The sequence below is a fragment of the Flavobacterium sp. RSP49 genome, assembly GCF_003968735.1.
Classification (GTDB): Bacteria; Bacteroidota; Bacteroidia; order Flavobacteriales; family Flavobacteriaceae; genus Flavobacterium.
Genome location: NZ_RYDN01000017.1, coordinates 30,670 through 45,554, shown reverse-complemented (window position 1 = coordinate 45,554; position 14,885 = coordinate 30,670). Strand labels below are relative to the sequence as shown.

12 protein-coding genes are annotated in these 14,885 nt (G+C 35.5%); 3 read left to right on the top strand and 9 right to left on the bottom strand.

What is annotated here, in order from left to right; all coding sequences use genetic code 11:
- The first annotated feature begins 293 nt into the window (after positions 1-293).
- Both sucC and EKM02_RS09740 read left to right on the top strand, forming a co-directional pair.
- A complete protein-coding gene (sucC, locus tag EKM02_RS09745) occupies positions 294-1,487 on the top strand; it encodes an ADP-forming succinate--CoA ligase subunit beta (protein ID WP_126454631.1) in 1,194 nt (397 codons plus the stop codon).
- A 160-nt stretch (positions 1,488-1,647) separates the two neighbouring features.
- Positions 1,648-3,216 carry a protein adenylyltransferase SelO gene (locus EKM02_RS09740; RefSeq protein ID WP_199878480.1) on the top strand — a complete coding sequence of 523 codons (1,569 nt, stop codon included), beginning with the start codon at positions 1,648-1,650 and terminating at the stop codon, positions 3,214-3,216.
- A gap of 29 nt (positions 3,217-3,245) precedes the next feature.
- Here the strand turns inward: EKM02_RS09740 and EKM02_RS09735 are convergent, their stop codons facing one another.
- From EKM02_RS09735 to EKM02_RS09710, 6 genes are all read right to left on the bottom strand, one after another.
- Positions 3,246-3,767: a hypothetical protein gene (locus EKM02_RS09735; RefSeq protein WP_126454627.1), complete on the bottom strand. Its 522-nt coding sequence runs from the start codon at positions 3,765-3,767 to the stop codon at positions 3,246-3,248.
- Positions 3,768-3,844: 77 nt separating this feature from the next.
- Positions 3,845-4,501: an oxidoreductase gene (locus EKM02_RS09730; RefSeq protein WP_126454625.1), complete on the bottom strand. Its 657-nt coding sequence runs from the start codon at positions 4,499-4,501 to the stop codon at positions 3,845-3,847.
- Positions 4,502-4,969, bottom strand: coding sequence for a DUF1456 family protein (locus tag EKM02_RS09725; RefSeq protein ID WP_126454659.1), 468 nt, complete (start codon positions 4,967-4,969; stop codon positions 4,502-4,504).
- 58 nt (positions 4,970-5,027) lie between these two features.
- Positions 5,028-6,059 carry an aminotransferase class I/II-fold pyridoxal phosphate-dependent enzyme gene (locus tag EKM02_RS09720; protein WP_126454623.1) on the bottom strand — a complete coding sequence of 344 codons (1,032 nt, stop codon included), beginning with the start codon at positions 6,057-6,059 and terminating at the stop codon, positions 5,028-5,030.
- A 6-nt stretch (positions 6,060-6,065) separates the two neighbouring features.
- Positions 6,066-7,076, bottom strand: a complete 1,011-nt coding sequence (locus EKM02_RS09715) for a dipeptide epimerase (RefSeq protein ID WP_126454621.1) — start codon at positions 7,074-7,076, stop codon at positions 6,066-6,068.
- Positions 7,077-7,124: 48 nt separating this feature from the next.
- A complete protein-coding gene (locus tag EKM02_RS09710; RefSeq protein ID WP_126454619.1) occupies positions 7,125-7,958 on the bottom strand; it encodes an alpha/beta hydrolase in 834 nt (277 codons plus the stop codon).
- A gap of 56 nt (positions 7,959-8,014) precedes the next feature.
- On the opposite strand from EKM02_RS09710, the gene EKM02_RS09705 reads away from it, so the two are divergent.
- Entirely contained in the window at positions 8,015-8,416 is a 402-nt protein-coding gene (locus EKM02_RS09705; protein WP_126454617.1) for an excinuclease ABC subunit B, read from the top strand.
- Here the strand turns inward: EKM02_RS09705 and uvrB are convergent.
- From uvrB to rlmF, 3 genes are all read right to left on the bottom strand, one after another.
- Complete coding sequence (gene uvrB / locus EKM02_RS09700) at positions 8,413-10,404, bottom strand: excinuclease ABC subunit UvrB (protein WP_126454615.1); 1,992 nt, start codon at positions 10,402-10,404, stop codon at positions 8,413-8,415. The genes EKM02_RS09705 and uvrB overlap by 4 nt on opposite strands.
- Before the next feature lie 125 nt (positions 10,405-10,529).
- Complete coding sequence (locus tag EKM02_RS09695; RefSeq protein ID WP_126454613.1) at positions 10,530-13,586, bottom strand: TonB-dependent receptor domain-containing protein; 3,057 nt, start codon at positions 13,584-13,586, stop codon at positions 10,530-10,532.
- Between the two features lie 215 nt (positions 13,587-13,801).
- Positions 13,802-14,776, bottom strand: coding sequence for a 23S rRNA (adenine(1618)-N(6))-methyltransferase RlmF (gene rlmF / locus EKM02_RS09690; RefSeq protein ID WP_126454611.1), 975 nt, complete (start codon positions 14,774-14,776; stop codon positions 13,802-13,804).
- Between the last annotated feature and the right edge of the window lie 109 nt (positions 14,777-14,885).

Sequence of the window (14,885 nt, the reverse complement as noted above, 5' to 3'; positions counted from 1 at the left end):
TAGGATTTTAACGCATTCGATTTGATTTTTCTACAACGAGAAAACCAAATAGGAGCCGATGGATTGATAGTTTTGAAAGAAATATTTTACCGATCATTTTGCTTTTGAATTTATAACAAATTTGGAGTTAATCTTTATATTTTTTTATTTTGAAAGGAGTTGTAGTTTCGTTTGGACTATTGAAATTTAGACTCCATTTAAATCAAAAAAAAAATAACAGTTACGTTTAATTTTGCTATTTTTGTGGCACTTTTATTCTGAAATAAATTCAGAATCCAGACAAATTCTATATTATGAACATACACGAATATCAAGGAAAAGAGATTTTAGCTAGTTACGGGGTTCGCATTCAACGCGGAATCGTTGCTAATAGTCCAGTAGAAGCGGTTGCTGCTGCCAAACAATTAACTACCGAAACTGGTACAAGTTGGTATGTTGTAAAAGCCCAAGTTCACGCAGGTGGACGTGGAAAAGGTGGTGGAGTTAAGCTTGCTAAAAACTTACAACAAGTAGAAGAAATTGCAACACAAATCATCGGGATGCAATTGATTACACCTCAAACTTCTGCAGAAGGTAAAAGAGTACATAAAGTTTTAATTGCTGAAGATGTTTACTATCCTGGGGAAAGTGAAACTTCAGAATTTTATGTTTCTGTATTATTAAATAGAGCAACTGGACGTAATATGATCATGTATTCTACTGAAGGTGGAATGGATATTGAAGAAGTTGCGGAGCATACACCACATTTAATCTTCACTGAAGAAATTGATCCTTCTGTTGGATTACAAGGTTTTCAAGCAAGAAGAATCGCTTTTAACTTAGGTCTTTCTGGTAATGCTTTCAAAGAAATGGTAAAATTCATCGATTCTTTATATAACGCTTATATTGGATCTGATGCTTCGATGTTTGAAATCAACCCGGTTTTAAAAACATCTGATAATAAAATTATGGCTGTAGATGCTAAAGTAAATATCGATGATAATGCTTTATACAGACAAAAAAAATATGCTGATATGCGTGACATTCGTGAGGAAAACCCAATCGAAGTGGAAGCAAAAGAAGTAGGTTTGAACTATGTAGATCTTGACGGTACTGTGGGATGTATGGTGAACGGAGCTGGTTTAGCGATGGCAACTATGGATTTAATTAAATATGCTGGTTTTGAACCTGCTAATTTCCTTGACGTAGGTGGAACTGCTGATGCAAAACGTGTTGAAACTGCTTTCCGTATTATCTTAAAAGATCCAAATGTAAAAGCTATTTTGATTAATATTTTTGGTGGAATCGTTCGTTGTGACCGTGTGGCGCAAGGAGTTGTTGATGCATACAAAAATATGGGAGATGCCATTAAAGTGCCTATCATTGTTCGTTTACAAGGTACCAATGCAGCTATTGCAAAAGAATTAATTGATAATTCAGGAATGCCAATTTTATCTGCTGTTGAATTTCAAGAAGCTGCAGATCAAGTAAAAGCTGCACTTTCTTAATTAGAAAATTGTTATAAATTTGAAATCCTGTTTGCTAAGGCGAACAGGATTTTTTTTGGATTAATTTTTAATTATTTTGACCGAACAAATCATAATAATAATCGAAAGTGCAAAGTTTTCTGGCTTATAACAATTATCTTTGTTTTTAATGTTTTTTAGTATTATGAAACTCCACATAAAAAATAATTTCACTTCTGAATTGCCTGCTGACCCCATTGAAATCAATACACCAAGACAGGTTCAGCAATCGGCATATTCGTATGTGTTGCCCAAAAAACCATCCAACCCATCACTAATTCATGCTTCTAATAAAGTGGCTCATGCCATTGGCATTTCTGATGAAGACCTACTTTCAGCTGATTTTTTGGACATTTTTTCAGGAAGCACCGTTTATCCGGAAACAAATCCTTTTGCCTTGTGTTATGCCGGACATCAATTTGGGAATTGGGCGGGACAATTGGGAGATGGTCGCGCCATCAATCTCACCGAAGTTATTCATGAAAATAAGATATATACTTTACAACTAAAAGGAGCAGGTCCAACTCCATATTCCAGAACTGCAGATGGTTTTGCGGTATTGCGTTCTTCCATACGGGAACATTTATGCGCTGAAGCCATGCATTATTTAGGTGTTGCCACAACACGTTCGCTATCGCTTATGCTTTCTGGCGATCAGGTATTGCGCGATGTAATGTATAATGGAAATCCTGCCTATGAAAAAGGCGCTATCGTTTGCAGAGTGGCTCCGTCATTTATCCGTTTTGGTAGTTTCGAAATGTTTGCTTCTCGAGAAGATTATGTTAATCTCAAATTACTGGCTGATTTTACGATCAAACATCATTTTCCTCACATTCAAGGGGAAGATATCGAAAAATATCTCGCCTTTTTTCAGGAAGTAACCCGAACTACACTTAAAATGATTGTACACTGGCAACGCGTTGGTTTCGTTCATGGCGTTATGAATACTGATAATATGTCTATTCACGGGATCACGATTGATTATGGGCCTTACGGTTGGTTGGAAGATTATAATTCCGGCTGGACACCTAATACAACGGACAGTCAACATAAAAGATACCGTTTTGGCAATCAACCTGAAATTGCACTCTGGAATTTGTATCAATTGGCGAATGCGTTGTATCCTTTGATTAAAGATGCAAAACCACTTGAAACTATTTTGGACGCTTTTAGTACGGAATACGAAAAGGAGTATTTGGATATGATGCGAAATAAACTCGGTTTCCAAATTAAAAAAGAATCCGATATTGTTTTGATTCAGAGTTTGACCCAATTGCTGGAACGGGTAGAAACAGATATGACGATTTTCTTTAGAAATCTGAGTGATGTTACTAAAGCTGATCTTGCAATTACCGCTTTCGATTCAATAAAAGACGCTTTTTACAATGAAAAGGATTTGGATGAAACGGTGTTGAAAGATTGGTACGATTGGTTGGAGAAATACAGCATTCGAATCAATGAAGAAATACTTTTGGATACAGAAAGAAAAAATCAAATGAATGCCGTAAACCCAAAATATGTATTGCGGAATTACATGGCGCAATTGTGTATTGATGACGCGGATACAGGAGATTATGCTTTGTTGAAAGAATTATTCGAAATGCTCAAAAATCCTTATGATGAACAACCAAATTTTCAAAAATGGTTTGCCAAAAGACCCGATTGGGCTAGAGATAAAGTGGGATGTTCTATGTTAAGTTGTAGTTCTTAAATTGAGATTAACTATTAAAAAAAGGAAATCTATTTTATGCCAATTGCTTCATGACCTCTTAATAAAATCTTATTTTTATTTTCTAAATTCTCTTTCGTTTTTCCCAAGATGTTGATAATGTCAAATTTTGTATCGCTTTTCCTTAAATTGTAAAATGCTTCTGAATTAGTGACTTCAACTTCTAAAATATAGTTGCGGTCTAATTTGAAAGTATCAATATTATCTTTTATAAATGTTCCATTTACCATATAAATGATATCGTTACTTTTTATATTGGTAAATTCAGTTTTGATTTTTTCTAAAGTTAGAAAGTCGTATTTCTTGGGTTTTTTTAAACTAATAAAAAGTTGACCTTGGTACAAAACATTATCTATTAAAGTGTCATTTTTAATAACATTTACAGATTCAATTTCACTTTGGTTAATATATTCAATTGCATTTCTTGCAATTAAGTTAGAATCAATAAACACCGCTGGTTCTTCTGTTTTATTGTTTTGTCCAAAAAATAGTGTTGTAAAAAATAATGTGTAAAGGATAAAGAGGCATTTCATATTTGAAGGTTTGAATTCATTGATACAAACAAACTTACAGAAAATCCTGAACTCTCATTCAGGATTTTGCTTTTGTATTACTTTCCAATTTCTTGAGTCACATCCGATTCATATATTTTGAAACCTATATTATTAGTTTGAGCAATTTTCAAAAGTGCTTTTGCTACTGTTTTGGCTTCAATCGCCTTATATTTTTTCAAGTTGCCTTGAAATACAAATGAAAACGTTTGCATGAAAAAGGCACCCAATCTTTCGCCAAATCTAAATTCTGCTCGGTTTCCTAAAAGTAGGGAAGGTTGCACTACAACAGCGCTTTTAAAATTACAATCCTTAAGAAAATTTTGAATTTCTCCTTTTGTTTTCAAATAGAAATTTCCAGAATTTGCATCAGCACCCAAAGAGGAAACAATCAAATATTGGTTGGCTTTATTGTACAATGCAATAGTGGCAAACTGGCGTGGATATTCAAAATCTACTTTTCGGAAGGCTTCTTTATTTCCTGCTTTTTTGATTGTGGTACCAATGGTACAAAAGAAATCATCGCCAATAACTAAATGTTTATACGTTTCCGGCTTGTCAAAATCAATAAGGTGTTGGGTTAGTTTTTTATGCTTTATGCCGGTATCTCTTTTTACGAAAGTGATTACTTTTAGATAGTCATTGCTATCTAAAAGTAAATTCAACAATTGAGATCCTATCAGACCGGTGCTTCCAATAACAAGGGCCGTTTTCACTTAGGATTTTTTATTCTTTCCGAAATTAAATTTCACTTTCTCCACTATTTGGACTTTTGAATTTCCTTTTGGATACTGTTTTTTAGAAGTGTTTTTTGTAGCAGGTCTTGATTTTGAAGGTGCTTCATCACCTCTTGATTTTTCTTCGTCTCTTGGTTTTGCCTTAAACTCGGGTCTATCTTTAGCTCCTTCTTTTGCAGGAATTTGAGCTTTGTGCTTGGCTAAAACATCATTTGGGTTTTTTGGATTTTCTTTGGTTCCACGCAAGTGAATAACCAATGCATTTAGAAAATTACGCAACACCTGATCACCACATTCTATGTAGTTTTCATGTTTTTCATCGCGAAAAAAAGCACCCAATTCGGATTTAGTGATTCTAAAATCTACCAATTCCAATATTTCAACTATTTGATCGTCACGCAACATTAAAGCGACGCGAAGTTTTTTAAAGATATCGTTGTTTGTCATCATATTCTAATTTTTTATAAAGGTACGGTTTAAAAGCAATTGCAACACAATTTTAGATTTAGAATTGGTTGCAATTCAAAATCTGAATTAGAGTATCTAAATCTTCTTTCCTATGATTGGCAGTAATTACAATTCTATTTAAATTTTGAGTATCTGTTGAGTATTTAAAATTGGTTACTATGATCTTATTTGCGGTCAAAATTTCAGTAAGTCCAATGATTTTCGGATAAATAAGCGGATACTTGGGGTCAAAATGAATGGCTTTGTTTTTAATTAAATGAGCATCTATATACTGAATATTTTCTTTTAGTTTTTGATGCTGTTGCAAATAAATTGCTGCTGCATCAGCCATGGTTTGTACAAATGCGGCATTCATTCCAGCACTGGAAATATAAGTATCACAAGTTTTTATCTGATTAATAAATTCAGAATCACTGGCAATTACGCCTCCTGTCAATCCAAAGGCTTTCCCTAAAGAGGCCACTATGATTTTTCTTTTGATGTTAGGAAGATTGATGGTCGAATAAATTCCGCAACCATTTGTTCCCAAAATTCCAAGCGAATGCGATTCGTCAATAACCAAAGTGATTTCTTTATTGGACGGAATCGAATTTAAAATCGAAAGATCAATTGGTCTTATCTGAAAGGATGGAACAGAATCCGTTAGAATCGTAATTTTTTCAGTTGCGGTATCCAGTAAACGAGGATTTAATTCATTTTCAGTAAAAACAGGTAAGCTGTTAGGAGCTTTGATGGCGGCGTGTGTGCCTGGAAAATGAAAAAAACAATTGGTTTGCGACTCGAGTATTTCAACAACTATTTTCCCTGCCAGCATACCGGACGAAAGCGTAAGTGCAGCATCTGCTTTGATAAAATGGGCTATAAAGCGTTCTCCGTTTTCATAAGCGGTCAGTTGAATATTGGCACTTCTGGAACTTCCGTAAGCCGTTCCCCATTGCAAAATATTTTTGATAATTAAGTTTTGAAATTCGGGATGCGTAGGCAAACCCAAATAAGCTGTTCCGCCAAAATAAAGATATTCCTCATTTTCTACTTCAATTATTCGATCTGGAAATTGATTGACTTTCATTTAAAACTACATTAAAGTTACACCGGTTCCATTCAAGTCAGAATAGCTTATTTTGCCGAAATCAATGGTAATACCAGTGGCAATATCCTCGGATAATAGTAGTGCGCCATCCATATCTACATAATCCAATTGCGGTAATAAGTGCGCAATTGCGGATATTCCAACTGTTGATTCGGTCATGCAGCCCACCATGGTTTTTAACCCTAATTTCTTGGCTTCCTGAATCATCCGTCTTCCGGGAGTTAGTCCGCCACATTTTACTAATTTGACATTTATCCCATGAAAATGATTGTGACATTTGGCTACATCTTCTTCTATAATACAACTTTCGTCGGCTATAATTGATAACACAGAATGTTTGAAAACTTCCTTGTGTCCTTCCCAATTGCCTGCCTTCATGGGTTGTTCCAAAAACTCGACACCTAATTTTTTTAGTTCAACGGCATTGTTTATGGTTTCTGCTACACCCCAGCCGCAGTTGGCATCAATTCTAAAAACAGCATCAGTATGTTTCCTAAGTTCAGTAACAATGGCAATATCTTCCTTTGTACCTAATTTTATTTTATAAATTGGCCAAGGTAATTCTTTCATTTTAGCCACCATTTTTTCTATCGATGCAATTCCTATTGTGTAATCCGTCAATGGATTTTTATCGGTAGTGTAATTCCACAATTGGTACAGTTTTTTTTCTTTTTTACGGGCATACAAATCCGTAAAGGCCATATCCAAAGCGCATAAGGCAAACATATTGTCTTTTAAATACGGATGAATCGCTGCCCAAAATTCTTCAGGGGTTTCATCTGTTGAGTTTTCAATTAGCATGCGGATTTTTTCCAAGTCCTGCATCATCACCGGAACAGTTGTCTTGTAGTACGGATTGGAAGTTGCCTCGCCAAAACCTGAATAACCATCACTTTGTAATTCCACAATCAAAGAAGGCTGAAAGTCTATCGATTCTCTCGAAATCGTGAATGTATGTTTCAGTTTAAGGTTGTATGCTCTTAAGATTAGTTCCATAAGGAATGTGATTTTAATGTTTGTTGTGTTTACTTGCAGCAGAATAATTTAGTAACCAAGCCATAAAACAGCTTTTACAAAACCATCACGCCATAATTTTTCATTGTGTTGTCCGCCTTTTACAATTTTCTTTTCATTCAAATTAAGGCAGGAACATCTATTGGAATTCAGTAAATATTCCATTTTATTCAAATCGGTCACCATATCTTCACTTTCATTGTCTCCACATAGAAAATAGATTTTAGACTTTATCTTTTTAGACTTTTCAGTCAGATCATAAATATCTTTGGTAAACCAAAAGGAAGGGGAGAATACTCCCGCTTTTCCAAATATCTCGGGGTATTTTAAAACAGCGTAATACGAAGTAAGACCGCCAAGGGAACTTCCCATGATGATAGTGTTTTTCTTGTCGGTTTTGGTTCTGAACGTTTTATCGATGTGCGGTTTTAAGGTTTTTACGATAAATTCTAAATAACGGTCTGCTTTTCCTCCTCCATATTTCTCGTTTTTAAAAGGCGTCAGTTCATCAATGCGTTTTTCATTTCCATGTTCAACTCCTATAACAATAACGGGTGCTTTTAGGCTATCCAGTTTTTCGTCTATATTCCATTCACCTGAATAAGAAGTTGTAGCGTCAAATAAATTTTGAGCATCATGCATGTAAATTACGGATAATTTTCTTTTGGATGTGGCATAATTTTGGGGTAAATACACCCAAATTTTCTTTGTCGATTGAAGCTGTGGAGCCTCGATAGTAAAAGTGGAAACTTGTTTTGATGCCGTACGCTGCTTCGAAGTTCTAACTGAAGGTCTTGGCTCTTGAGCGTTGATTTCTGGTATCAAAAAAAGGATAAACAGCAATAATAGGTATCGTTGAATCATTAGTTCGTTTTGTAATTCAATTTAAAAACAATATTTTAGCTAAAAATAATAATTTGATGGATACATTCGAAGAAAAGAGAAGTTTACTTTTGGAGATGATTGCTTTTTCTACAGTTGATGGTCATTTACACAAGAAAGAATATGATTTTTTGTTTATTGTAGCCAATGAATTGAATATAGAAAAAGGAGGTTTCAATGATTTGTTTCATTTAGAATTGCCACAGTTGCCCATTAAATCCGAATTTCAGCGGATACAGCAATTTTATAGATTGGCTTTACTGATGCATAGCGACGGAATTTTGCACAAGAAAGAAGCTGTTAACATCCAACAAATAGCAATTGAAATGGGACTTAATCCTGCTGCAACAAAACGAATTCTGAAGCTGATGGATGAAGCGCCAAACGCAATTATTAATTCTGAAGTCTTATTGACTGTTTTTCAAGAGCAACATAATTAAGTTAATTGTTGCTGCAATCTCTTGATGTCATCCCGTAATTTTGCCGCCTGCATAAAGTCCAGATCTTTTGCGGCTTTTTCCATCGATTTCCGTTTTTCCCGGATAAGTTTCTCGATTTCCGTTTTTGATAGATATGTAGTTTTCGGTTCGGCTGCGGCATTCAAAGTGAGACCCAATTCATAGTCTACCAAAGGATTTTTGGTAAATGCACTTTCTATTTTTTTGTTTAATGCCTGTGGTGTCTGATTGTTTTCAGTGTTATAATTGATTTGTTTGGTTCTGCGATAATTTGTTTCATCAATGGTTTTTTGCATGCTGGCGGTTATTTTATCCGCATACATAATTGCTTTACCGTTTAGGTTTCTTGCTGCGCGACCAATTGTTTGCGTAAGTGAGCGGTGGCTTCGTAAAAAACCTTCTTTGTCTGCATCTAAAATGGCCACCAAAGAAACTTCCGGTAAATCCAGACCTTCACGAAGTAAATTGACACCAATTAATACATCAAAAATTCCTTTTCGTAAATCTTGCATGATTTCTATTCGTTCCAAAGTGTCGACTTCAGAATGAATATAGCGACAGCGAATATTGACTTTCGTTAAATATTTTGCGAGTTCTTCTGCCATTCTTTTGGTTAAAGTTGTCACTAAAACGCGTTCGTCAATTTCTGCCCGAACCTGAATTTCTTCGATTAAATCATCAATCTGGTTTAAACTTGGTCGGATTTCGATAATGGGATCCAATAATCCTGTCGGACGAATTACTTGTTCCACAACGACACCTTCCGTTTTTTGTAATTCATAATCGGCTGGTGTTGCTGAAACATAAATTACCTGATTTTGCATGGCTTCAAATTCTTCAAACTTCAAAGGACGATTGTCCATTGCTGCAGGAAGTCGGAAACCATATTCCACTAAGTTCTCTTTTCGGCTTCTATCCCCACCATACATCGCACTAACTTGTGAAAGTGTTACGTGACTTTCATCCACCACCATCAAGTAATCTTTTGGAAAATAATCCAGTAAACAAAAAGGTCTTGTTCCGGGTAAACGACCGTCCAGATACCGGGAATAATTTTCAATTCCGGAGCAATAACCTAGCTCCCGAATCATTTCCAAATCAAAATTGGTGCGTTCTTCTAATCGTTTAGCTTCCAGATGTTTTCCAATTTCTTTAAAATAATCGACTTGTTTTACTAAATCCTGTTGGATTTCCCAAATCGCACCTTGTAAAACATCCGGTGAAGTCACGAACATATTGGCCGGATAAATCGTCAGTTTATCAAATTTTTCAAGAACTTGAGAGTTCTTGGTGTCAAAACTTTCGATCTCTTCGATTTCATCACCAAAAAAATGAATGCGGTAGGCTTCGTCAGCATAACTAGGATACACATCAACGGTGTCTCCTTTTATTCTAAAACTTCCAGGATTAAAATCGGCTTCCGTTCTGGAATATAAACTTTGCACCAGTTGATGTAATAATTTGGTGCGGGAAATAATTTGTCCTTTCTCAATTGGTATCAAGTTTTTCTGAAATTCGACAGGATTTCCAATACCGTACAAACACGAAACGGAGGCCACAACTAAAATGTCTCTTCGTCCAGAAAGCAAGGATGCAGTGGTTGACATTCGCATTTTTTCCAGTTCTTCATTGATGGATAAATCCTTTTCGATGAAAACGCCGGTTACAGGCATAAAAGCTTCGGGTTGGTAATAATCGTAATAGGAAACGAAATATTCCACGGCATTATTCGGGAAGAATTGCTTGAATTCCGAGTATAATTGTGCCGCCAACGTTTTGTTGTGTGCCAAAACCAAAGTGGGTCTTTGTACTTCCTGAATTACATTGGCTACCGTAAATGTTTTTCCGGATCCGGTAACACCTAATAAAGTTTGGAATTTATCACCATCAATAATCCCCTGAACTAATTTGTCAATCGCTTGTGGTTGGTCGCCTTTGGGCTGGTAATCGGATACTACTTGAAAATTCATTGGTGTTAAGTGGCAAAGTTTTAGAGCTGTAAAGATACAAGTTTGGATTCTTTTTTTTACCAAAGGATGAACCAAAAAAAAACCATTCGCGTGGGCGAATGGTTTTTAGTGTAAAACAGGGAGTTCTAGAAACTCAAGCTTAATCGAGCGAAAAGAAATCTTCCGTTTTGACCAAATTGAGAGGTGTTTCTTGAATATGCAAATTGATTTGCATTTGACAAGTCAATTGTTGTTGCATTGGCAGCATAAGTTACATTGCCATTTGTGTCAACACCATTTGCTCTTTTTGCAGTTTGTGTACCAAGATTTACATCAGGATAGATATCAAAAATATTGTTAGCCCCAATTACAACTTTTGTAGTTTCCGTAATTTTGAAACCAACAGATAAATCAGTGATTATTTTTGCGCCCCAGATTGGATGCTCAATTTCGACTGCTAGACCATTTATTATTGCTCCTTCAACTCTTCCATCTCCATTTACATCAGCCGTATTTGGATCAGTAACCTGGCCGAAGTAAACATTTCTCAAAAAGAAATCGAATTTTTTATAAGTAAAGGAGTTGGTTAAATTTCCTTTAACTCTTGGAATGGCTTCTTCTAGATAGACTCTGCTCATTTCAGAAAAATAGCGGTTGATTTGACCATTAGCAACTAAAGTAGGTGAACCTTTAATCGCACCCACTTGTCTTGTTTGAGAAAAAGTAGTAGCTAAATCAGATTTGATTACTATGGCTCCTAAATTTAGCTTATGTGTTATAATGATATCAATTCCTTTAGACTCTGTACTAATAGCATTGGCAAAAAAGGTTGCCGCATTTGCTCCAGCGAGATCAAATTGTTGTTGAAGTTCTCTCTGTGGTGTTCCGTCAGCAAACGTTCCCGATGGACGAGAAAATTGATCAGTCAAAGTTACTCTGTCATCTATTCTTACAATATAAGCATCGGCAGTCAAAGTAATGTTTCCTTCTGGAATTTTAGCGGTAAAACCAATACTAGCACTTTTAGATTCTTCTTGTTTCAATTGTGGGATTCCAAGGGCTTGCGCTGCCGGGGAATCATTACTAAATGTACTTACTTCAAATGGTACACCACCAACAAATTGAGTCGCTGTAGCATTAAAATTGATTTGATGTAAGGAAGGAGCGCGAAAACCTGTGGAAACAGCACCACGCAAATTAATGTTGTCTGTTAGTTTATAACGACTGGCAACTTTAAAATTAGTAGTGTTTCCAAAATCAGAATAGTTTTCAAAACGAACGGCTCCGTTCAATAACCATTTTTCTGTAACATCATATTCAAGATCTCCATAAATAGCGGTACTGTTACGACCTTTGTCAATAGCATTTGTTGGCCTGAAACCCGGAAATACTTGGGAGCCATTCCCTCTAATAGATCCAAAGAAATCAGTTACTATCAGATTAGCGGGCGTTACTCCAGGTAAAGCAACATTACCGTTTATATCATATAAATTATATGATTCAGGTTGTCCTGCACCAATACTATAGTTTTCATTTCGGTATTCAGCTCCAAAAGCAACGTTCAAATCACCAAATTTTCGGTTCATGTCGAAATTAGTTGTGTTTTGGCTAAAGGCTAATCCACCTGCGTCAAATTCAGTAGGAGAGTTTTCTCTTAGAGAGGCATTTACGGTATTTTCAACTCCATAATCAAATGCATTTCTTCCAAAAGTATTGCTTAAGTCAAAATTCCAATTTTCGAAAATTATACCTCTAAGACCCGCTGCTGCTGAAATGTCGTTAATTGTCGAGTGGATTTCAGGCAAAAAACCATTTGGATACAAACCGGTATACGATCTAGATTGATTTGGTCTTCTGTAAAAACCGGCAGCTTCACCAGTTCTGTAGCTGTTCCCTCCAAAAGCATACAGTTCTAATTTATCAGTTAAAGGATAGGCAGCATTTACAAAGAATTGTGAGCTTTGAAGTGATGATTGACCTACTCGCATATTAAAATCATTTCGTACTAAACCTCTAAAGGCTAGTTCGTCAGTTGTGGCATCAACTCCTAATAAAGTTCTCATCCCGGATAAATTTCCATTCGATGCGGCAGTTTGAATAGCAGTTTTTGTTGTTGCATCAAAATAACTTACTTGTTGCGCATACGTATTAATTGTGTTCAGCAAACCGTTGTAAAAGCCAGGGGTAGTGTTTAACGTATTCGCATACAAACTATTAATGTTAACACCTGCTATTCTGGCTCTTTCTTCAACAGCATTGTATCGGTTAAATAAATTTCCTTTAACTTCTTTAGCACGACTTGTTTGACCTCTCAATTGAGCACTTGCCGTAATATTAATGAAACTTTTTTCCTTTCCTAAATTTGTTCCGTAGTTCAAATCAATTTGAATGTTGTTTCCATCATTTCCACCGGTATGGTCGTTAGCATTTTTAGAAAAATGACTTCCTCCAAAAAGGTTTATTTCTAATTTTTTAGTATCTTTTTTCATGTTGATGTTGATTACACCAGCAATAGCATCTGAGCCATATTGAGCTGAAGCCCCATCTCTTAATACTTCAATTTTTTCGATAGCAAAAGCGGGAATGGAATTCAAGTCGGTACCTACAGCTCCTCTGCCAGGTGATCCATTGATGTTTACTAAAGATGACGTATGACGTCGTTTTCCATTGATCAAAACCAATACTTGGTCTGGTCCTAAACCTCTTAATTGTGCAGGGTCAATGTGATCTGTTCCATCAGCTACAGTTGTTGTATTTGAGGTAAATGATGGCGCAACCATATTTAAAATCTGATTCAAATTCGTTTGAGCACCTTGTGAAGCGATTTCTTTCATAGAAATAACATCAATAGGTACTGCAGATTCCGTTACGGTTCTGGTAGGATTACGGGAACCCATAATAACTATATTTTGTAATGTTTCGCCACTTCCCGTTAAAGTAATGTTTAGTGTACTTCCTGTGATTTTAACTGATTTTGTTTCTAAACCTACATAGGAGAATTGTAAAATATCTCCAATTTTTGCAGTAATGGTGTATTTACCCTCTATATCTGAAGTCGTGCCTTTTGCAATTCCTTTGATCATAATGGTTGTTCCAGGTAAGGTGGCGTTGGAGTCGTCAGTAACAACACCGGAGACTCTAATTTCTTGGGCAGTTATTCCTGCTGAAAAAATTAAAGTTAGAATAAAGAAAAGTTTTTTCATTTTTAGTCATTTAAAGTTAGATTCGTAAAAATACTACTTAAATAACGTTAATCAGAATAATAACAAGCAAGATATTTGTTAAATGGTAAATAATTATTATTTACATTTTTTTTTATGAAAAAACTAGTTTGAGTTCTTTTTGTTGAAGATGTACTATTTTTATTGATAAAGATCTTTCATTTCCAACCAGAATGAGGAGTAATTAGGATGATTTTTTAAAATTTCCAAGCTTTCTGTTGTGCTTTACTGAGGAAAGTCCAGGCTATGATTCGGCTTGTTTTTTGGCCTTGAGCCATATCGATTGTTTTAATTTCGACTGCACTTACCTTGTTTAATGTTTTATAAAGACTGGAAAGATTTTCTTTTTTAGAGACCAAAGTGGTAAACCATAAACACTGCATTGGATATTTTGCACTTTCGAAAATCATCTGGGTAACAAAACCTAATTCACCACCTTCACACCACAATTCAGCATTGTGACCACCAAAATTTAAAACAGGTTTAGCTTCACCTCGCTCGGCTGTACCGCGGGTAGTAGTTTTAGCATTTTCTAAATTGTTGATTTTTCGAACCGTGCTTTTCGTGGCTTCATCCTGTGATGCATGAAAAGGAGGATTACAAATAGTGAACGTGAATTTGTCTTCGGGAGTGATTATATTTTTAAAAATAAAACGCGATTCCGTTTGTTGCTGTAAACTTATGGCATCAATCAATTTTGGATTTTCTTCAATGATGGCACTGCAATTTTCAATTGCTTTTAAATCGGTATCAGTTCCTACAAAACTCCATCCGTACGCTGAATTACCAAGTATAGGATAAATGCAATTCGCACCCACACCAATATCTAAACCTTGAACAGTTTCTCCTTCAGGAATGATTCCGTTGTTGCTTGAAGCTAATAAATCAGCGAGATAATGGATGTAATCTGCTCTTCCGGGAATGGGCGGACAAAGATAATTTTTAGGAATGTCCCAGTTTTGAATGTCGTAATGGGATAATAACAAAGCTTTATTAAGTGCCTTAACCGCATCAGGATTACTAAAATCAATAGTTTGGATTTTATACTCATTGACAGAAACGAAATGCTGCAATTCTGGGAATTTTACTATTAATTCATCAAAATTGTATCCAAATCTATCCAGATTTCTAGGATGTAAATTCGTCTTTTCGGTAATCGTTTTCGCTTTCATTTTCTTTATTTCGATGCAAATATAGGCATAACTATTTTGTAAATGGATAAAGACGTTTTCGGCCTATTAAACAGATGAAAAATAAATCATAAAATTAGGATATTGTGTT